This window comes from Sphingomonas sp. J315 (assembly GCF_024666595.1).
GTDB lineage: Bacteria > Pseudomonadota > Alphaproteobacteria > Sphingomonadales > Sphingomonadaceae > Sphingomonas.
Window position 1 is genome coordinate 475,613 of record NZ_CP088296.1, and the last position, 20,354, is coordinate 495,966.

The following is a 20,354-nucleotide window of genomic DNA, read 5'->3' on the forward strand; positions in this document are numbered from 1 at the left end:
TGGCTCGAAATTGCGGCGAGTTGTTGGCGCGCGACGTTCAAGTGATGATTCAATCTACCCCCCGAAACGAAACGGGGATGACTTTCGCCACCCCCGTTTTTAGTTCCACCTCAAGATGAACAACCGTTCAGGGAACGGTCACCGTCTTGAATTCTACGCCTTTTAGTTCGGGAAGCGCCTGAAGCTGCGGCGTGATGACCTTCAGGTCGCCGACAACCACCAATGTCATCTTGTCGAGCGGCAGCCGCTTCGCCGCCTCGCTGATCTGCGCGTTGGTCACCGCAAGGGTCGCCGGGACATAATTTTCCAGCCAGTCGCGCGGCAGGCCCAGCGAATCGCGCGTCGCCAGCGTGTTGACCAGCGCGCCGGCGGTGGAGTTCTGGATGACGAACAGGCCGGCCATATATTGCCGCATCCCCGCCGCTTCCTCGTCGCCCGGCGGGGTCGCCTGCAGCTCACGTATCTCCTTGAACACCTCGGTCAGCGACGGCCCTGTCGCCGCCGTGGTCACATCGGCGTTGAACGTCCACACCGCATTGGTCGGCAACAGCGCAACGCTCGACCCCGGCGAGTAGGTGTACCCCTTGTTCTCGCGGATATTGCGCGTGATGCGCGAGCTGAACGATCCGCCCAACAGCGCATTCATCACCCGCGTCGGGATATCCCCCGCGCTCCCCGCCTCGGGAGCCGGAAAGACGAGGTTGATCGTCGATTGCGGTGCGCCCGGACGGTCGAGCAGCAATACTTGCGGCCCGGACTTGGGATTGACCGGGATCAGCGCCCGCTCCGGCCCCGCAGCCCAACCGCCGAACGCCTTCTCGACCGCCGCCTTGACCGTCGCCGCATCGAACCGCCCGGCGATATAGAGGTGCGACCGCTTCGCCCCGAAATTGGCGGCATGCCACGCCTTGAGCTTGCCCGCGTCGTAGGCTCCGAACTGCGCCGGGGTCGGCAGCACCCGGCCATAGGGGTGGTCGGTGCCATAATAGGCGCGCGTCACCGCCGCATTGGCCAGCGTCCCCGGCTGCGTCAGCGCGATGGCGAGGCGGCGGTTCCAGTTCGCCTTGACCCGCGCCAGTTCGCTTTCGGGGAAGCCCGGCCGCTGCGCAACGTCCGCGACCAACCCGATCGCATCCGTGGTGCGGTCGGACAGGACGTTGATCGACACTGCCGAGGTGGTCGTACCCGCATTTACGGCGAGACCGCCGCCCATCTCGGCGGCCTTTTGCGCGATCTGCGCGGCGGTCATCCCCGCCGCGCCCTCGCGCATCATGTCGAGCGTCAGCCCGGCGAGCCAGGTGTCCGGCCCCTCGTTGATCGACCCCGTATAGGTTTGCAGCGACACGACCGCCTTGGGCACCACGCCATAGGGGATCAGCGTCACCTTCATCCCGTTCTCCAGGACATAGGTTTCGCTCGCCGGAACCTTGAACGGCTTGGGCGCCGGGATCGGCGGCGGGGTGGAAGGAAGCTCCTGCGCGGCGACCCCCATCGGCGCGGCGAGAAGGGCGGCAGCCGTCAGGCTTGCGATCATGCGGCGCATCTCACTTGCCTCCTTGCTGAGCGGCGGGCGCGGCAGGCTGGGCCGCACCGGGATCGATGACATAGATCGACCGGTTGGTCGGGCGTAGATATTCCTGCGCGGTCTTCTGGATCAGTTCGGGCGTCACCTTGGCGAACCCGTCCTCCAGCGTATTGACCTTGTTCGGGTCGTTATCGAACAGCGCATAGACGGCGAGCAGGTCGATCAGGCCGATCCGCCCCGTCCCGTCGATCGTCGAATAGAGCGAGGAGCGCATCTTGGTCCGCGCCCGCGCCAGTTCCTCCGGCGTCACCTTCCTGGTGCGCAGATCCTCGATCACCGCGTCGACCGCGGCCTTGATCTCGTCGCGGCTGCGATTGGCGTCATGCGTGAAGTTGAAGCTCCACAGCATCGGCCCCTGATAATTGAACATGTTACCCAGCGGGAAGTTGATCCCCCCGCCGACCTCGCCCGCAATTCCGGTCTCGGCGACCAGCTTGCGGTACAGCCGGCTGTCCTGACCCTTCACCAGCATCTGGTCGATCAGGCCCATTGCATACCATTCGGGCGTGCCGCGCGCGGGGACATGATAGCCCGCTGCCCAGCCGGGCTTGGGTGCCAGCTTGTCGGTACGCGCGCGATATTTCTCCGCAGTCTGGCGCGGTTCGCTGATGTCGGGCAGCTTGACCGGCGGCGCCTTGGGCATCCAGCCATAATATTTCTCGACCATCGCCTTGGTCGCGGCATAGTCGATGTCGCCCGCCACCACGAGCACGGCGTTGGACGGCTTGTAGAAGCTGTCGAAGAACTGCTTGGCATCTTCTACCGTCGCCGCCTCGATCTCCTTCAACTCGCCGTAGAAATTGTGGCTGTTATACCAGTTGGTGTTGGCCAGCATCGGCAGGTCGATCCACGGCCAGGTGCTGTACGGCTGGTTGAGGACGTTGACCTTCACCTCGTTGCCGACGACGCCCTGCTGGTTCTTAAGCACCTCGTCGTTGATCACCGGCGCGGACATGCGATCGGCCTCGAGCCAAAGCATCCGCTCCAGAGCGTTCGACGGCACCACCTCGAAATAGTTGGTGAAGTCGTAGCGCGTCGACCCGTTCAGCACGCCGCCGGCATTGCTGATCGTGCTGATATGCACGCCCTTTGGCGCGTTCTTCGATCCCTGGAACAGCAAATGTTCGAACAGATGCGCAAAGCCGGTGCGCTCGCGCGGCTCGATGCGGAACCCGATGCCGTAATAGACACCGACGGTGACCGTCGGGCTCAGCGTATCCTTGGCCAGCACCACGCGCAGCCCATTGGGCAGCGTGAAATACTGCATCTCGACCTTGAGCTTCGCGGGCGCGCTCTGCGCCGCCGCCGGGCTCGCCACCAGCCCCAGCGGCACCGCCGCCCCGGCCAGCGCAAGCGCCGTAACCCATTGTTTCATCGCCATGGAAATCCCCTCTGACTCGTCAGCTGTGTTAGCCTATCAGCACAGCGCGCGAGGGCAAGGGCGTTCGTCGAATATCGCGGCGGGCTAGATCCCGCCCTGCATTACCGCGCGCCCGGCCGCTTCCAGCTGCGCGGTCAGGTCCGCCAGGCACGCCTCGACCAGCGCCGGGTCCGTTGCACGGGCGACGAAATTCGCCCCCACCCGCCCTTCGCGGAAGAACGGATAACTCCCGATCGCGACCCCTGCATGCGCCTTCTCGGTCGCGCGCAGCACGTCTGCGACCTCGCTCTCGGCAACCCAGCAGCCGATCGTGCCACTGACCACCGGCTGCCCGCCCTCCAGCGTGCCCGTCAGCGCATCGAGCATGCCCGCGGTGATGTGCGGCACCCCGGCCATGATGAAGATATTGCCGACCCTTATGCCCGGCGCGCCCGACATGCGGTTGGGAATCAGGTCGCCGCCCTCCGGCACCCGCGCCATCCGCAGCCGCGCCTCGGTCAGCCCGCCGCGCGTCTCGTAATAGCGCTCCAGCGTCGCGCGCGCCTCCGGGTGGATGACCACCGGGACGCCCAAAGCCGCCGCGATCGCATCGACGGTGATGTCGTCATGCGTCGGCCCGATGCCCCCGGTGGTGAAGCAATAGTCGTATCGCGTGCGGATCGCGTCCACCGCCTCGACGATCCGCTCCTGCACATCGGGTACGACGCGCACTTCGGACAGGCGGATGCCCTGCACATTCAGCCACACCGCGATCTGCGCGACATTCTTGTCCTGGGTGCGACCCGACAGGATCTCGTCCCCGATCACCACAAGTCCCGCCGTCCAGATGCGCTCGCTCATAAACCCGCCATAGCGCGCGCCGATCCCCTCGCAAAGCGGCGACCTTTCGCCTATATGGCGACGATGACCGAGTATGTTGCCGTAACCGCCGACACCAATTTCGCCCGCGACGGGGCGATCAAACTCTATGGCCCCGACGGGTTCACCGGGATGCGCGCCGCGGGCAAACTCGCCGCCGAGATTCTCGACGCGCTCGTGCCGCATGTCGTGCCGGGCGTGACAACCGCGGAACTCGACGATTTCGTCCGTCAGCGCATGCTCGACGGCGGCGCGGTACCCGCGACGCTCGGCTATCGCGGCTACACGCACAGTTGCTGCATCAGCATCAACCATGTTGTCTGCCACGGCATTCCGGGGCCGAAGACGCTCAAGGACGGCGACATCGTCAATATCGACGTGACGCCCCTGCTCGATGGCTGGCACGGCGACACCAGCCGCATGTACCTCGTCGGCGACGTTCCGTTGAAGGCGCGCCGCCTGGTCGACGTCACCTATGAATGCCTGATGATCGGCATCGAGATGGCGAAGCCCGGCAATACGATGGGCGATATCGGCCACGCCATTCAGCGCCATGCCGAAAAGCATCGCTACGGCGTCGTGCGCGATTTCTGCGGCCACGGCCTTGGCCGCGTGTTCCACGACGCGCCCGAAGTCGTCCATGTCGGCCGCCCCGGCACTGGCCCAGAGCTGCGTCCCGGCATGTTTTTCACGATCGAACCGATGATCAACATCGGCCGCCCCGATGTGAAGCTGCTCGACGATGGCTGGACGGCGGTAACCCGCGACCGTTCGCTCTCGGCGCAGTTCGAACATTCGATCGGCATCACCGAGACCGGCTGCGAAATCTTCACGCAATCGCCCACCGGCCGCCACAACCCGCCCTACGCCTGACATGGCGGACGGCAAGTTCGAACGTCACCGCCAGCCCTGGCGGCAGGACGAGATCCAGAAGCTGCACACGCTGGCGAAGAAGGGCATGGCGCTCAAGGCCATCGCCAAGGCGCTGACCCGCAGCGAGGAATCGGTCAAGGACCGCGCCAAGGAAGACGGCCTGTCGATCGCGAAATTGCGTTAGCGCTTCGGCCCAAATCCCCAATCGTCACCCCGGCCTTGTGCCGGGGTCCACTGTGCCGCACATCCGGCGCTTGAGCCTCTCGCTTCGCGCCTGACGCCCGGTGGACCCCGGCACAGGGCCGGGGTGACCAAATTTGGGAAGCGCCGTCCTGAATACCCCCTCCTCCTACGACGCCATCATCCTCGGCGCCGGCGCAGCCGGCCTGATGTGCGCGCTCACCGCAGGCCAGCGCGGCCGCCGCATCCTGCTGATCGACCACGCCGATCAGGTCGGGAAGAAGATCCTGATCTCCGGCGGTGGACGCTGCAATTTCACCAATTTGGGTATAGCCCCCAACCGCTACCTCTCCGCCAACCCGCATTTCGCCAAGTCCGCGCTGCGCCGCTACACCCAGCACGACTTCATCGATCTGGTCGACCGGCACCGCATCGCCTGGCACGAAAAGACATTGGGCCAGCTGTTCTGCGACGGCAGCGCGAAACAGATCGTCGCGATGCTGCTCGACGAATGCGACAAGGGCGGAGTCGAGGTCGCGCTCGGCCACCCGGTCAACGACGTCAGCCACGCCGATGGCAGCTATCGCGTCACCATCGGCGACCGCACCGCCACCGCCCCTGCGCTCGTCATCGCCACCGGCGGCCCGTCGATCCCGAAGATGGGCGCGACCGGCTTCGCCTATGACCTCGCGCGCAAGTTCGGGCTCAAGGTGGTCGAGCCGCGCCCAGCGCTTGTCCCCCTAACGCTCGGCGGCGACGAGGTGCTGTTCCGTGAACTCTCCGGCGTCGCCGCGCCGGTGGCTGCGCGCGCCGGAAAAACCAGTTTCCACGAAGCCGCCCTGTTCACCCATCGCGGCCTGTCCGGCCCGGCGATCCTCCAGATCAGTTCCTATTGGCGCCACGGTCAGCCGGTCGAGATCGACTTCCTCCCTGACCGCGCCCCCGGCTGGCTCACCGACGCCAAGCGCGCCGCCCCGCGCACCACCCTGCGCAAGCTGCTCGGCGACGCCCTGCCCAACCGCCTCGCCGACACGCTCGCCGAGCAACTGGCGCTCGACGGAGAACTCCAGTCCGCCGCCGACAAGCGCCTCGCCGAAGCCGAACGCCGCCTGTCCGCCTGGACCTTCCACCCAAACGGAACCGAGGGCTATGCCAAGGCCGAGGTCACCATCGGCGGGATCAGCACCGCCGACCTCTCCTCGCAAACCATGGAGGCCCGCGCCGTGCCCGGCCTCTACGCGATCGGCGAAGGGGTCGACGTCACCGGTTGGCTCGGCGGCTATAACTTCCAATGGGCATGGTCGAGCGGCTGGGCGGCGGGGCAAGCGATCTGACTGCCCGCCGTTCTGACGCCTTTTCCGACACTTGCCCGATTTCGACCGTTGCCGCTCCCGCCCCCCGCTGCCACAAGGCCCGGCGGGAGGATCGCATGCGTCACACCATCCTGGCCCTCGGCCTGCTGATCGTCACTCCCGCCTTTGCGCAGGACGCGCCGGCCACCCCCCCGACCCAGCTCCCTGCGATTCCGCCCGAAGCTCAGGCCCGCGCCGACGCGCTCCTGATCCGCGCTGCCGAACACCTCATCGCCGGCCGCCGCGCCGATGCCGCACCCTTGGTCCGTGAAGCTCTCACCCTCGCCGGCCCCGCCGACGACGTCCGCGCAGCTGCAAGGACAGACCCAGTTCGAAATCTATTCCCGCTGGCTCGAAGCCCGCAGCACCGCGATGAAGGCGCGCGACTTCGCAACCTTCGCCCGCTGGACGTGGCTGACCGCCGCCTATCGCATGAAGGGCGCAGCGGAGCGCACGACCGCAACCGGCCCGGTCGAGCTCGACGATATCGACGACCTGTTCTTCATGACCTACGGCCTCGTTCTCGCGGGCGAAGAGCAGCGCGCTACGGCCTTCCTCGCACCCTTCATCGCCGCGCCCGACCCTGCCTTCGAAACCGCCTTCGCCAAGGACATGGCGCAGCGCGCGGTCAGCGTTCAGAGCTGGGGCGGGCAGGACAAACCCCGCGCCGCGCGTCTCGTCGCCTTCGCCATCGCCGCCTTCGACCGCCCGGCCGCCCGCGCGCCCGACGCAGTCCGCGACCTCTACCGCGTTCAGGGCGTCATCCTGCGCACCGCCGGAGACTTTGCCGGTGCCCGCGCCGCCTATGCCAAGGCCCGCAAGCCCGGCACCCCGCCCGACGACGCCGAACTCGCCCTGATGTTCGCGATGGGAGACGTCGATGACGGCATCCGCGCCGTCCAGCAACTGGTCGGCGACAGCCCGGGCAGCGCCCTGTCGCGCTCCGCCGCCGACCGGCTGGTCGAGATCGCCGGCCAGACCGGCAGCGGCAACGCCGCCACCATCGCGATCTATGAGCGCGTCTGGCCGGTCTATCTCCGCCTGCTCAAATTCGACGACCTCAAGCTCCAGAATGCCGGATCGATCCTCGCCAACCTCTATATCGAGACCGGCGACCCCGCCCGCGCCGAACCGATCCTGACCGGCCTGCTCGCCAGCGCGGAAAAGCGCTGGGGACCGGAATCGAATGGCGCGTTGATGTACGTCCTCGAACTCGCCGCCTCGGTCGAGGCGCAGAACCGGCTGGCGGAGGCGGAACTGCTCTACCGCCGCATCTGGGCGCTGTCGCTGCGCTACAATAATTACGAGCCGGATGACTCGCGTGAAGCGTTTGAGGGGATCACCCGCACCCTGCTCGCACGCGGGCTGGTCGCTGACGCGCTCGCCTTCACCGCCGATGGCATCGCCCGCGTCCGCGCGGCGGGGGAAGAGATCAATGTGTGGCGGCGCATGTTCTACCTGCTCGCCCGTGCACAGGCGCTGGAGGCATCGGGAGCGCTGGCCGATGCCGAAGCCCATGCGCGCGAGGCGCTCGGCATCGGTGACAGCGACGACAAGATGAACATCGCCGCCGCGTTCGACGACCCCAATGTCTATGCCCGCGCCCGCCTCGCCCATCTGCTCGAACGCCAGGGCCGCGCCGCGCAGGGCGAACCGATCCGCCGCCTGCTGCTCGCGAAGATCGAGGGCAACGACATGATCCCGTGGGAAGGAGAATATCGCACCGAAGCGCTCCGCGCGCTCGCCGCCAATCTGACCATGCAGGGCAAGGAGGAAGGCGCACGCCTGTTCGCCGAACGCATCGCCGCCACCACCCGCATCTACGGCACCGACAGCCCGCAATTGCTCGATGTCGCCGAGCCCTTCGCCCGCGCCCTGCTCCAGTCCGGTCGCCCCGACGCCGCGCTCACCCCCGCCCGCATTGCGCTCGCCGCCCGCACATCAGCCCGCTTCACTGGCGACGCGGCGCGCGCCAACCTCAGCGACCTCGCCCTCGCCCGCAAACGCACCGAAGCGGCACGGCTGATGGTCGAGGCGGCGTGGAAGGCGAGCCGCTAGCTCCGGCTCACTTCACCCCCGCCACCCAATCGTCGATCTTCTTCTCCAGCACCGGCATCGGCAGCGCGCCGGTGTCCAGCACTGCGGCATGGAACCCGCGCGGGTCGAACTTCGCGCCTAATGCCGCCTTCGCCTTGGCCTTTGCCTTCAGGATCGTGAGCTGGCCGATCTTGTACGACAGTGCCTGTCCCGGCATCGCGATGTACCGCTCGACCTCGGCGATCGCGTCGGTCTGCGACATCGGCGAGTTGGTGACCATATACTCGATCGCCCGGTCGCGGCTCCACCCCTTGGCGTGCAGCCCGCTATCGACCACCAGCCGCATCGCGCGCAGCATCTCGTCGTTGAGGCCGCCCATGCGCTGATACGGCTCCACCGCGACATCCAGTTCGGTGTAGAGCGTCTCGGCATAGAGCGCCCAGCCCTCGACATAGGCCGTATTCCCACCAAAGCGCATGAAGGCGGGAAGCGCGGCATTCTCCTGCGCCAGGCTGATCTGGAAATGATGCCCCGGCGCGCCCTCGTGCAGGTACAGCGTCTCCATCCCCCAGGTGTAGCGCGTCGGCAGGTCATAGGCGTTGAAGTAAAAGATGCCCGGCCGCGACCCGTCGGGCGTGCCCTGCGAATAGCTGCCCGCCGCGTCGGTCTTTTCGCGATATGCCGGGACCGGGCGGATCTCGAGCGGTGCCTTGGGGAGCAGCGAGAATTGCGTGCCGATCCGCGCATCGACCCGCTTGCCGATCGCCTCATATCCGATGCGCAGCGCGTCGGCGCTCTCGGGCTGGAACCGCTTGTCGGTGCGTAGATGGGTGAAGAACTCCTGCAGCGTGCCGGTGAACCCGACCTTCGCCTTCTGCGCTTCCATCTCGGTCAGGATGCGCTTGACCTCCGACAGCCCCAGATCATGGACGTAATCGGCGGTCAGCGGCAGCGTCGTGTTGCTCTCGATCGCATAGGCATAGAGCGCCGCCCCGCCCGGCAGCGCCGATGTCCCGACGCTCTCACGCGCGGCGGGGAGATACTCATTGGCCAGGAAGTCGCGGATCTTCTTGTGCGCCGGCACGATCACGTCGCGGACCTGTGCGGCATAGGCCGCCTTCAGCCGCACCTGGTCCGCCGCCGAAATCCCCTCGGGGAACTTCTTCACCGGGCCGTAAAAGACCGACTCCTCGACCCCCTGCCCGTTCAGATTGTCGAACTGGCCGATCATGTTGGTGACGACCAGCTTGGGCTGAACGATCCCGCGCTTCATCCCCTCGCGGAACAGGCCGATCACCCGGTCATAGGTCGCCGCATATTGGGCGTTGCGCTTCAGGTTATTCTCGTAATCCGCCAGCGTCTTGAACGGCGCCGCACCCTCGCCCGATGCGAAGCCGGGGTAGAATGCCTGAAAGCCGGTGAAATGGTCGATCGGGAGGTATTTGGACACCGCGACCAGCTCGGGCGCAAAACCCTTGAGCGTACGCGTCTGATCCGCCTCGAACACGTCATAGGCGATTTGGTTGACCTTGGTCAGCTTCGCCCGGTCGATCTTGCGCAGCCCCGCCAGGTCCGCCTCGCTCGCCGCCTTCTCCGCCGCCAGATAGGCGTCGGTATAATAGGTGCCGAGCTGGTCGGCATAGCGCAGGTCGCCGCGGAACAGCGCCATGATCGGGTTGCGCTTGAGCGACGCCTCGTCGCTCGCATGGAACAGCGCCTTGAGCTTCGCGTCCTCGGCCCCCTCGCCCGGCAGCGCGGTGGGCGCGGGCTGCTGCTGCGCGACGGCGGGCAGAGCGGAAGCGCCGGCGAGCAGGGCGGCGAGAACAAGCGGAACAGCGCGCATCGATTATCCTTGGAGACTGGGTGTGATAGGTGGACATTACACCCACCCCGTCCGCGCGCAAGGCTGCACCGCAATCGCGCAAGCCACGCGCGCATCTGCCCAATTGTTAGGCAGTTGTTAACCCGCGACGGCGGTGTTCCGCGCAATTGCGTCGATCCGCAAACTGGCACGCGCCATGCAAAGTCGCGCGACAGGGGCGTTCCGCTTGATCGTGATCCAATCCACCGTCACCTTCGACGGCGGAACCGGGCCGGTCGGGATTCGCTCCGGCGTCACGAAGGGAAGAAACCGTGAAAAAGATCGAAGCCATCATCAAGCCGTTCAAGCTGGATGAGGTGAAGGAGGCGCTTCACGAAGTGGGCGTGTCGGGCATCACCGTGACCGAGGCCAAGGGCTTTGGCCGTCAGAAGGGGCATACCGAGCTGTATCGCGGCGCGGAATATGTCGTCGACTTCCTGCCCAAGGTGAAGCTGGAAGTGGTGGTCGAGGACGCTCTGGCCGAGCGCGTAGTCGAGGCGATCGCCAACGCCGCGCAGACCGGCCGCATCGGCGACGGCAAGATCTTCGTCACCGCAATCGAAACCGCGCTGCGCATCCGCACCGGCGAGCGTGACGAGAATGCGATCTGACACCCCCTGCAGCGCGCCGAATTGACGCACTGCAAAAATTTCACGAAGCTGCACCGCAGCGCAATATGATTCTCCGCACCCGGTTTCGAACCGAGGCGGACCAGGACAAAACAGAAAGGGCTTGGTTCCAATGGCTAACACCGCCGCCGACATTCTGAAGATGGTCAAGGATCAGGAGATCGAATGGATCGACCTGCGCTTCACCGACCCCAAGGGCAAGTGGCAGCACCTCACCATGGTCGCTTCGGTGATCGGTGAGGACGAGCTGACCGACGGCCTGATGTTCGACGGTTCGTCGATCGAGGGTTGGAAGGCGATCAACGAATCCGACATGATCCTCAAGCCCGATCTCGACGCGGTCTGGACCGATCCGTTCAGCGCCACCCCGATGCTGATCCTGGTGTGCGACATCGTCGAACCCTCGACCGGCGAGCTTTATTCGCGCGACCCGCGCTCGACCGCGAAGCGTTCGGAGGCGTATCTCCAGTCGCTCGGCATCGGCGACACCGTCTATGTCGGCCCGGAAGCCGAATTCTTCATGTTCGACGACGTCCGCTTCGAGAACAGCTACTCGACCAGCTATTACGCGATCGACGATGTCGAGCTGCCCGGCAATTCGGGCAAGGAATATGAGAGCGGCAACCTCGGCCACCGTCCGCGCGCCAAGGGCGGCTATTTCCCCGTCGCGCCGGTCGACAGCGCGGTCGACATCCGTGGCGAGATGGTCTCGACCATGCTCGAAATGGGCCTGCCCTGCGACAAGCATCACCACGAAGTCGCCGCGGCGCAGCACGAGCTGGGCCTGACCTTCGGCACGCTGGTGCAGACCGCCGACCGCATGCAGATCTACAAATATGTCGTGCATCAGGTCGCCCATGCCTATGGCAAGACCGCGACCTTCATGCCCAAGCCGATCAAGGAAGATAACGGCTCGGGCATGCACACCCACATGTCGATCTGGGATAGCGGCAAGCCGCTGTTCGCGGGCAATGGCTATGCCGGCCTCAGCGACATGTGCCTCTACTTCATCGGCGGCGTGATCAAGCACGCGAAGGCGCTCAACGCCTTCACCAACCCGACCACCAACAGCTACAAGCGCCTGGTCCCGGGCTATGAGGCGCCGGTGCTGCTCGCCTATTCGTCGCGCAACCGCTCGGCCTCGTGCCGCATCCCCTATGGCGCAGGCAGCAAGGCGAAGCGCGTCGAGTTCCGCTTCCCCGACGCGCTGGCCAACCCGTATCTCTGCTACGCCGCGCTGCTGATGGCCGGCCTCGACGGCATCCAGAACAAGATCCATCCGGGCGACCCGATGGACAAGAACCTCTACGATCTGCCGCCTGAGGAGCTGAGCCTCGTCCCCACCGTCTGCGGCTCGCTGCGCGAAGCGCTCGACAGCCTCGAGGCGGACATGGACTTCCTGCTCAAGGGTGACGTGTTCACCAAGGACCAGATCGAGGCCTATGTCGAACTCAAGCGCGGCGACGTCGCGCGCTGGGAAATGACTCCGTCGCCGGTCGAGTACGACATGTACTATTCGGCCTGAGACGACCCGTTTCGTCGCCGTCTCGGGGGAGACGGCGCCGGACAGCGAGGACGCCCGGACCTGCGAGGGTCCGGGCGTTTTTCTTGCGCGACACAGCCCCATTCGGTCGCCGTCATGCCATTGTCACGCAACCGAAACTGATTGGTCCCTGAACTAACATCCAGATGACATGAGTCGCCCCTAGCGCCCCCCTCGAACGGGTCGCCGCCACTCCGGCGGGATTCGCATTTCGGGGGACCATCATGACTCTTCGCCGCGCTCGTTTTCTTCAGGGTGCCTGCCTCGCCGCCGCGCTGATCGCGCCTGCTTCTGCCTTCGCAAGCGACGTGACCGGGACCGTGACCGATGCCGGCGGTGGGCGCGCGCTTCAGGGTACGCAGGTCCGCATCATCGAACTGGACCGCGTGACCGAAGCGGCGCGCGACGGCAGCTTCCGCTTCATCGACGTGCCCGCCGGTACCTATACCATCGAGGCGAGCTATATCGGTGCCGACCCTGTCACCGCGCGCATCACCGTCACCGACACTGCGGTCGCGACTGCAGAGCTGCGGATCGGCGGCGAAAACGAAATCCTGATCGTCGGCCAGGCCGCCAGCCTCGCCAGCAGCCTGTCGCGCCAGCGCGCCGCGGACGGTATCCAGAACGTGCTGACCCGCGACGATGTCGGTCAGTTCCCCGACCAGAATGTCGCCGAGGCACTGCGTCGCGTTCCTGGCGTCAATATCCTTGCCGATCAGGGTGAAGGCCGGTTCGTCTCGGTCCGCGGTCTGGACCCCGAACTCAACGCCGCATCGATCAACGGCACCCGCGTACCCGCGCCCGAGAGCGACGTCCGCTCGGTCGCACTCGACGTCGTCGCCGCCGAACTGATCGAATCGATCGAGATCAAGAAGTCGCTGACCCCCGACATGGACGCCGACACGCTCGGTGCGTCGATCGAGATCACCACCGTCAGCGCCTTCGACCGCAAGAAGGACCTGTTCTCGGTCAAGCTGGAGGGCAGCTACAACAACTATGCCGACTCGCTGACGCCCAAGGGCAGCCTCGACTTCTCGACCCGCATCACCGAGAATTTCGGCATCGCGGGCGGCGTCAGCTATTATCGCCGCAAGTTCGAGACCGACAATATCGAGGCAGCGGACTGGAACGAAGATGGCGGCATCTATTATGCCGAAGAGGTCCAGTATCGCGACTATAATGTCGAGCGTGAGCGCATCGGCGGCTCGCTGAGCCTCGACCTGCGCGCGGGCGACAGCACGACCCTTTATGCACGTGGCCTCTACAGCCAGTTCTCCGACCAGGAATATCGCGGCGACGTGATCCTGATCATGGATGAGGCGCCCGCCTCCGGCACCGCCACCTCGGCCTTCTTCACCGACGCCGATGGCCGCATCGAGGTGCGCCGCCGCATGAAGGACCGGTTCGAGGAGCAGCAGATCAAGTCGCTGACGCTCGGCGGCAAGACCGAGACCGGCCCCTGGACCTTCACCTATTCGGGCGCCTATTCGGATGCGAGCGAGGTGGAGAATGGCTCGGTTGACCCGACCCGCTTCCGCGCGCGCTTCGATGGCCACGGCGTCAATGTGAATTTCGACTATGCCGATCCGCGCCGCCCGCTGTTCACCGTTTCGGGTAACACCGCCCGCTTCAGCGATCCGGCGCGCTACACGTTCAACGAGCTGGAGCTGAGCGTCCTCTCCGACTCGCAGGACAGGGAATGGACCGCACGCGCCGACGTATCGCGCGAGTTTGTCGGCGAAGGCGGCACCTTCACCGTGCAGGGGGGCATCAAGTCGCGCTGGCGCGAAAAGTCCTATAATTTCGACGGGCTGGTGTTCGACGGCTATGACGGCACCTACACCCTTGCCAACGTGCTGGGCGATCAGACCTATCGCATCCAGAACATCCTGCCGCTGCCGTCGCAAACCGCACCCACTGCGTTCTTCAACGACAATCGCGCACGGTTCGAGCTCAACGCACTCGATTCGGCGATCAATTCGGCATCGTCCGACTATGCGATCGATGAGGATATCCTGGCCGGCTATCTGCTCGGTCGCTGGGACAACAGCATGTTGCGCGTGATCGGCGGCGTCCGCGTCGAGCGCACCCACAATGACATTCGCGGCTTCCTGGTCGAAAGCGACGGCACCGACGCCACCGTCACGCCCAACCGCTTCACCCGCAGCTACACCGACTGGCTGCCCAGCGTGACGCTGCGCTATGCGCCGACGCGCGACGTCGTGCTGCGCCTTGGCGGCTACAAGGCGCTGGTCCGCCCCAAGCTCTCCAACCTGGCCCCGCGCTTCCTGATCAACGAGGATCTGGAGGCCGAGTTCGGCAATCCCGATCTGCGTCCCTATAGCGCGTGGAACATCGACGCTTCGGCGGAATGGTATTTCGGCAAGAACGCGGCGCTCACCGCCGGTGTGTTCTGGAAGTCGATCGACGATTTCATCGTCACCGTCCGCGATACCGACCCCGGCACCGCCTATGGCGTCGATTACGAGGAAGCGGTGACCTTCCAGAATGGCGAGAGCGCCAAGGTCAAGGGCATCGAGCTATCCTTTGCCCAGCAGTTCGCGTCGCTCCCCGCGCCGTTCGACGGGCTGTTGCTCAACGCCAACTATACCTACACCGACGCGACCGGCACGGTGTTCATCGACGGCAATCCGAACGACCCGCGCATCATCACCCTGCCCTCGGCGTCGAAGCATACGTTCAACGTCGTGCTCGGCTATGAAAAGGGACCGGTCTCGCTGCGTGTGGCGGGCACCTATCGCGACAAATATCTCGACGAGCTGGCCGACACTGCCGAAGAGGATCGCATCGTCGACAACCATTTCCAGCTCGACCTGTCGGCGAAGTATCGCGTGACCAAGGGCGTCCGCCTGTTCGCGGAGTGGATCAACGTCACCGACGCGCCCTATTTCGCCTATCAGAATTTCGGCGGTGCCAAGCGCATCCTGCAATATGAAAAGTATAGCTGGACCGCCAAGTTCGGCGTCAGCGCCAATTTCTGACCGGAGGTAGATGCCGTGATATCGCAGAAGATCCGGGCACTCGCCCTTCCCCTCACGGTCGCGCTGGTCGCGGCCGTGAGCCACGGGGCACTGGCGCAACAGGCAGCGGCCCCGCTGCCCCGGACAACCGGCTTCGCGATCCCGACGACGACGGAGGATGGCGCCCCCATCCCCCGTTCGCCGGGCAAGCCCTATGCGCCGCGCAACCTGGCCGACCGCATCGTCCTGACCCCCGGCGCCGATCCGTCGCGCGAGATGGCGGTCGCCTTCCGCACCGACACCGTGCAGACGACCGCACAGGCGCAGATCGCGGTCTCGGTCGACGGCCCGACGCTTGAGGAAAAGGCCCGGACCGTCAGCGGCATCACCATGCCGATCGACAGCAGCTATGGCCGCGCTTTCTACCACCAGCTCCGCTTCACCGACCTGACGCCCGACACCGTCTATGCCTATCGCGTCAAGGGTGCGGCCGGCTGGAGCGAATGGTATCAGTTCCGCACCGCAGCAGCCGAGGCGAGACCGTTTCGCTTCCTCTATCTCGGCGACGTTCAGAACGGCATCCTCACTTATGCCAGCCGCGTGATCCGCCAGGCGTTCCTCGGCCATGGCGACATCCGCCTGACCGTCCATGCCGGCGATCTGGTCGGCCAGCGCGACGATCTCGACCATGACGATGAATGGGGCGAGTGGAACCAGGCGGGCGGCTATAATTACGCCAGCGTCCCGCAGCTTCCGGCGACGGGCAACCATGAATATGCCGACCTGATCGCGCCCGACGGCACCGAAAGCCGCGTGCTCGGCCCCTATTGGCACGCCCAGTTCGCGCTGCCGAAAAACGGCACCGATCCGGTCGAGGCGACCACCTATTTCGTCGATTATCAGGGCGTGCGCTTCATCGTGCTCGACGGCACGGCGGCGATCGACCTGGGCTCGATGCAGCAGCAGACGGCGTGGCTCGACGCGACGCTCGCATCGAGCAAGGCGAAGTGGAACGTCGTGCTGTTCCACCAGCCGGTCTTCACCTGCGCCCGGCCCAAGGACACCGCCAAGATCAAGGCGGCGTGGAAGCCGGTGTTCGAGGCGCGCAGGGTCGATCTCGTCCTGCAGGGCCACGACCATTGCTACGCCCGCCTGACCAGCGAGGCGGGCCGCGAGGCCAGCGCCAGGGCGCGCGCGGACGGATCGATCCAGGGGCCGGTCTATCTCGTCTCGGTCACCGGATCGAAGATGTACGGCCTCAACACCCGCGCCCGCACCCAGCCCGACCGCACCGCCGAGGCGACCGAACTCTACCAGATCGTCGACGTCGACGGCGGCAATCTCAAATTCCGCACCTTCACCGCGTCGGGCAAGCTCTATGACGGGTTCGATCTGGCCAAGGGCGCCGACGGCCGCAACCGGCTGAGCGAGATCGCCGAGCCGAAGATCGCCGAACGCTTCTGCTCCGGCCCGCGCGATGCAGGCGGCAGCCAGACGATCGGCCCGGACGGCGGGAAGTGCGTCGCCGGGTTCAAGGACTGATCGAAAATACGTTCGTCGCCTGAGCGGACATCAAGTCGGCGTTTGGCGTCGCTTAAATTCTACTGACAGGACATTTCGCGGCGCAATGCGACACCCCAGTTGAGACCGGCGGCGCATTGTGCCGCGACATGTTCGCTTCGTTCAATTTCGCGCTCCAACAGCGATTCGATACCGCACATTCGAAACGGCGAAAACCGCACTGCGCCATTCCCTTTCGCCGCACGTACGTTAGGGTATCGCCATGCTGAAGCTCCTCGCGCCGCTCGCGCTCCTCGCCGCCCTCCCCGCCACCGCGCAGACCCCTGCCGAAAGCAAGATGGCGGCAACGATTACCGCAGAGACCGACCGCCACGTCGCGCTGCTGGAGAAGCTGGTCAACCAGAATAGCGGTTCGCTCAACATCGATGGCGTGACCAAGGTCGGTGCCATGGTCCGCGCCGAGCTGGAGCCGCTGGGCTTTGCCGTCGAGTGGATCGACATGAAGGAAACGGGCCGTGCCGGGCATCTGGTCGCGACCCACACGGGTAGCGGCAAGGGCAAGCGCATCCTGCTGATCGCGCATCTCGACACGGTGTTCGAGCCGGAATCACCCTTCCAGAAATTCGTCCGTGACGGCGACCGCGCCACCGGCCCCGGCATCGGCGACGACAAGGGCGGGATCGTCGTCATCGTCGCCGCGATGCGTGCGATGCAGGCGGCGGGGACGCTCAAGAACGCGGATATCAAGATCGTCCTGACCGGCGACGAGGAGCGCACCGGCGCCCCGCTCGCCGTCGCCCGCCGCGACCTGATCGCCGCAGGAAAATGGGCCGATGTCGCACTGGAATATGAAAATCTCGCGCGCGACGAGGGCAAGGATACCGGCACGATCGCGCGGCGCAGTTCGACCAACTGGACGCTGCGCACCACCGGCAAGACCGGGCACAGCAGCGGCGTGTTCAACGCCACGCTGGGCTATGGTGCGGCCTATGAACTCGCCCGCATCTTGGACGAATTCCGCCGCACCCTTCCAGAGCCGAACCTCACCTTCAACGTCGGCGTAATGGCCGCCGGCACTCCCGCGACCCTTGCCGACAACAATTATCAGGTAAGTGCGGGCGGCAAGACCAACATCGTCGCGGCCGAGGCGGTGGCGCGCGGCGACCTGCGCGCGCTGACCCCGGAGCAGGAGGCAAAGACCCGGGCGGCGATGATCGCGATCACGGCAAAGAATCTGCCCGGCACCACCGCGAAGCTCGATTTCCAGGAGGGCTATCCGCCGATGGCCCCGACCGACGGCAACCGCGCGCTGCTGGCCAAGCTCAACGCGGTGAACCGCGACCTCAAGCTCCCCGAAATGGCCGAGATGGACCCCGCCCGCCGCGGTGCCGCCGACAGCGCCTTCGTTGCCGCCGATGTCGATACGCTGGCGGGTCTCGGCGTCGCCGGCGGCAACGCGCATGCAGAGGGCGAATGGGTCGATCTCACCTCGATCCCGCTCCAGGCATTGCGCAGCGCCGCATTCATCACTCGGCTCAGCCGGGAGAGGCGTCCCTGACCTGCGGCGAGTCGGTTTCAGGTTGCAACCCGTGCCGCCGCTCGCCACATAGCGACCATACCCGATACTCAAATTCCCGGAGGCGAGGATGCGCAGCTATCTCAACCACTATATCGGCGGCCAATGGATCGAAAGCGAAGGCGGAACCCGCCATCAAGTTATTGATCCAGCTATAGAATCTGCCACCACCGAAATCACCCTCGGGTCGCAGGCCGATGTCGACAAGGCGGTCGCCGCAGCCAGGGCCGCGTTCGAGAGTTTCGGACGCACCAGCGTCGAGGAGCGGCTCGCGTTGATCGAGCGGGTGCTGGAGGAGTATAAGAAGCGCACCGAGGACATGGCACTGGCGATCAGCGCCGAGATGGGCGCGCCGCTCAGCCTCGCCAGGACCGCGCAGGTCGGATCGGGCATCGGTCACCTGATGTCCGCCGCGCGCGCGCTCAAGGAATTCCAGTTCGAGGAGCAGGTCGGCAACAGCCTCGTCGTCCACGAGCCGATCGGCGTCGTCGCGATGATCACGCCGTGGAACTGGCCGCTCAACCAGATCGTGTCGAAGGTGGCTCCCGCGCTCGCCGCTGGCTGCACGATGATTTTGAAGCCCAGCGAGGAAGCACCGAGCTGCGCCGCGATCTTTGCCGAGGTGATGGACGCGGCGGGCGTGCCGGCGGGCGTGTTCAACCTCGTCAATGGCGATGGTCCCGGTGTCGGCACCGCGCTGTCGCGGCACAAGGATGTCGACATGGTGAGCTTCACCGGATCGACCCGCGCGGGGATCGCGGTCGCCAAGAACGCTGCTGACACGGTCAAGCGCGTCCATCAGGAACTGGGCGGCAAGTCCCCCTCGCTGATGCTTGAAGGCGCGGATGTCGGCGCCGCGGTCAAGGGGACGCTGTTCAGCGTGCTGATGAACTCGGGCCAGAGCTGCATCGCCCCCGCGCGCCTGCTCGTCCCCGCCGCGCTGGAGAAGGAAGCCGCCGCCGCCGCGTCGGAGATGATGAAGGCCACCACCTGCGGCAATCCCGCCGAGGAAGGCCGGCATCTCGGCCCGGTGGTCAACAAGGCGCAGTGGGAGAAGATTCAGGGCCTGATTCGCAAGGGAATGGAGGAGGGCGCGACGCTGGAAACCGGAGGTCCCGGCCGACCCGACGGGATCGAGACCGGCTATTTCGTCAAGCCGACCCTGTTTTCCGGCGTCGGCAACGACATGACCATCGCGCGCGAGGAAATCTTCGGCCCGGTCGTCACGATCATCCCCTATGAGACCGAGGAAGACGCCGTTCGCATCGCCAACGACACCGATTATGGCCTGTCGGCGGTGGTGTTCGGCTCCCCCGAAGCGGTCAAGCGCGTCGCGCCACGCCTGCGCGCCGGCATGGTCTATATCAATGGCGGCCAGCCCAACCCCGACCTGCCCTTCGGCGGCTACAAGCAGAGCGGCAATGGCCGCGAGCACGGCAAATACGGCCTGGCGGAATTCATGGAAGTGAAGTCGCTGGTCGGCGCGCTGGGTTAGCGCGCAGACGCAATTCTGGGCTCCTGCGAAAGCAGGAGCCCAGAGCCGCGCGCGGTTCCCTTCGAAACCCTGGGCTCCTGCCTTGGCAGGAGCACAAGGTCCGCCGCCTCAGTCGAACAGCTCTTCCAGAAAGCTCTTCTTGCGCTTGTGCTTGTAATAGCGCGGATCGTGGCCCTGATGGCCATATCCGCCGCCATAGCCCTGCTGCTGCGGATAGCCGCCGCCCTGCTGCGGCCAGGGGCTAGCCTGCGGCGGCTGGGGCGATTGCGGAGCCCGTGGTGCGACCGGAGCCTCCCCCGCGCCGCTGCGCTCGATGATCTTGTCCAGCTCGCCGCGATCCAGCCAGATGCCCCGGCACTGCGGGCAGTAATCGATCTCGATCCCCTGCCGGTCGCTCATATGAAGCCCGGTCTTGCACACGGGGCAAAGCATTCCGGCAACGGCTTCTGGGGTACGCATGATCTCTCCTCTACAGGTTCCGG

Annotated in this window: 15 protein-coding genes; 10 read left to right on the forward strand and 5 right to left on the reverse strand. The window is 65.7% G+C overall.

Going from position 1 to position 20,354, the window contains the following annotated elements; all coding sequences use genetic code 11:
• Positions 1–127: 127 nt before the first annotated feature.
• The 3 genes from LRS08_RS02600 to LRS08_RS02610 all read right to left on the reverse strand — a co-directional run bounded on the left by LRS08_RS02600 (position 128) and on the right by LRS08_RS02610 (position 3,806).
• Positions 128–1,543 carry a M16 family metallopeptidase gene (locus LRS08_RS02600; RefSeq protein WP_260481294.1) on the reverse strand — a complete coding sequence of 472 codons (1,416 nt, stop codon included), beginning with the start codon at positions 1,541–1,543 and terminating at the stop codon, positions 128–130.
• 1 nt (position 1,544) lies between these two features.
• On the reverse strand, positions 1,545–2,966 hold the full coding sequence (locus tag LRS08_RS02605; RefSeq protein WP_260481295.1) for a M16 family metallopeptidase: 1,422 nt from the start codon (positions 2,964–2,966) through the stop codon (positions 1,545–1,547).
• Between the two features lie 84 nt (positions 2,967–3,050).
• Positions 3,051–3,806, reverse strand: coding sequence for a competence/damage-inducible protein A (locus LRS08_RS02610; RefSeq protein ID WP_260481296.1), 756 nt, complete (start codon positions 3,804–3,806; stop codon positions 3,051–3,053).
• 63 nt (positions 3,807–3,869) lie between these two features.
• Here LRS08_RS02610 and map point away from each other — a divergent pair, with 63 nt between their 5' ends.
• From map to LRS08_RS02630, 4 genes are all read left to right on the forward strand, one after another.
• Positions 3,870–4,697, forward strand: a complete 828-nt coding sequence (gene map, locus LRS08_RS02615; protein ID WP_257845030.1) for a type I methionyl aminopeptidase — start codon at positions 3,870–3,872, stop codon at positions 4,695–4,697.
• A 1-nt stretch (position 4,698) separates the two neighbouring features.
• Positions 4,699–4,881 (forward strand): hypothetical protein, encoded by a 183-nt coding sequence (locus tag LRS08_RS02620; RefSeq protein ID WP_257845029.1) that lies wholly within the window; start codon positions 4,699–4,701, stop codon positions 4,879–4,881.
• 205 nt (positions 4,882–5,086) lie between these two features.
• Positions 5,087–6,211 carry an NAD(P)/FAD-dependent oxidoreductase gene (locus LRS08_RS02625; RefSeq protein WP_257845514.1) on the forward strand — a complete coding sequence of 375 codons (1,125 nt, stop codon included), beginning with the start codon at positions 5,087–5,089 and terminating at the stop codon, positions 6,209–6,211.
• A 285-nt stretch (positions 6,212–6,496) separates the two neighbouring features.
• Positions 6,497–8,287: a hypothetical protein gene (locus LRS08_RS02630; protein WP_260481297.1), complete on the forward strand. Its 1,791-nt coding sequence runs from the start codon at positions 6,497–6,499 to the stop codon at positions 8,285–8,287.
• Positions 8,288–8,294: 7 nt separating this feature from the next.
• Here the strand turns inward: LRS08_RS02630 and LRS08_RS02635 are convergent, their stop codons facing one another.
• Positions 8,295–10,109 carry a DUF885 family protein gene (locus LRS08_RS02635; RefSeq protein WP_260481298.1) on the reverse strand — a complete coding sequence of 605 codons (1,815 nt, stop codon included), beginning with the start codon at positions 10,107–10,109 and terminating at the stop codon, positions 8,295–8,297.
• A gap of 290 nt (positions 10,110–10,399) precedes the next feature.
• On the opposite strand from LRS08_RS02635, the gene LRS08_RS02640 reads away from it, so the two are divergent.
• The 6 genes from LRS08_RS02640 (at position 10,400) to LRS08_RS02665 (ending at position 19,872) form a co-directional block, all read left to right on the forward strand.
• Positions 10,400–10,738, forward strand: coding sequence for a P-II family nitrogen regulator (locus LRS08_RS02640; RefSeq protein ID WP_224923404.1), 339 nt, complete (start codon positions 10,400–10,402; stop codon positions 10,736–10,738).
• Positions 10,739–10,868: 130 nt separating this feature from the next.
• Positions 10,869–12,281, forward strand: a complete 1,413-nt coding sequence (glnA, locus tag LRS08_RS02645; RefSeq protein WP_257845026.1) for a type I glutamate--ammonia ligase — start codon at positions 10,869–10,871, stop codon at positions 12,279–12,281.
• Between the two features lie 242 nt (positions 12,282–12,523).
• The gene (locus LRS08_RS02650; RefSeq protein WP_257845025.1) at positions 12,524–15,301 is read left to right on the forward strand and encodes a TonB-dependent receptor; all 2,778 of its coding nucleotides are present in this window, start codon (positions 12,524–12,526) and stop codon (positions 15,299–15,301) included.
• Between the two features lie 75 nt (positions 15,302–15,376).
• Positions 15,377–16,822 carry a purple acid phosphatase family protein gene (locus LRS08_RS02655; RefSeq protein WP_257845024.1) on the forward strand — a complete coding sequence of 482 codons (1,446 nt, stop codon included), beginning with the start codon at positions 15,377–15,379 and terminating at the stop codon, positions 16,820–16,822.
• A gap of 241 nt (positions 16,823–17,063) precedes the next feature.
• Complete coding sequence (locus LRS08_RS02660; protein WP_257845023.1) at positions 17,064–18,359, forward strand: M20/M25/M40 family metallo-hydrolase; 1,296 nt, start codon at positions 17,064–17,066, stop codon at positions 18,357–18,359.
• Positions 18,360–18,447: 88 nt separating this feature from the next.
• Entirely contained in the window at positions 18,448–19,872 is a 1,425-nt protein-coding gene (locus LRS08_RS02665; protein WP_260481300.1) for an aldehyde dehydrogenase family protein, read from the forward strand.
• A gap of 108 nt (positions 19,873–19,980) precedes the next feature.
• On the opposite strand, the gene LRS08_RS02670 is transcribed toward LRS08_RS02665, so the two are convergent.
• Positions 19,981–20,331, reverse strand: coding sequence for a zf-TFIIB domain-containing protein (locus LRS08_RS02670; RefSeq protein ID WP_257845022.1), 351 nt, complete (start codon positions 20,329–20,331; stop codon positions 19,981–19,983).
• Positions 20,332–20,354: the final 23 nt, after the last annotated feature.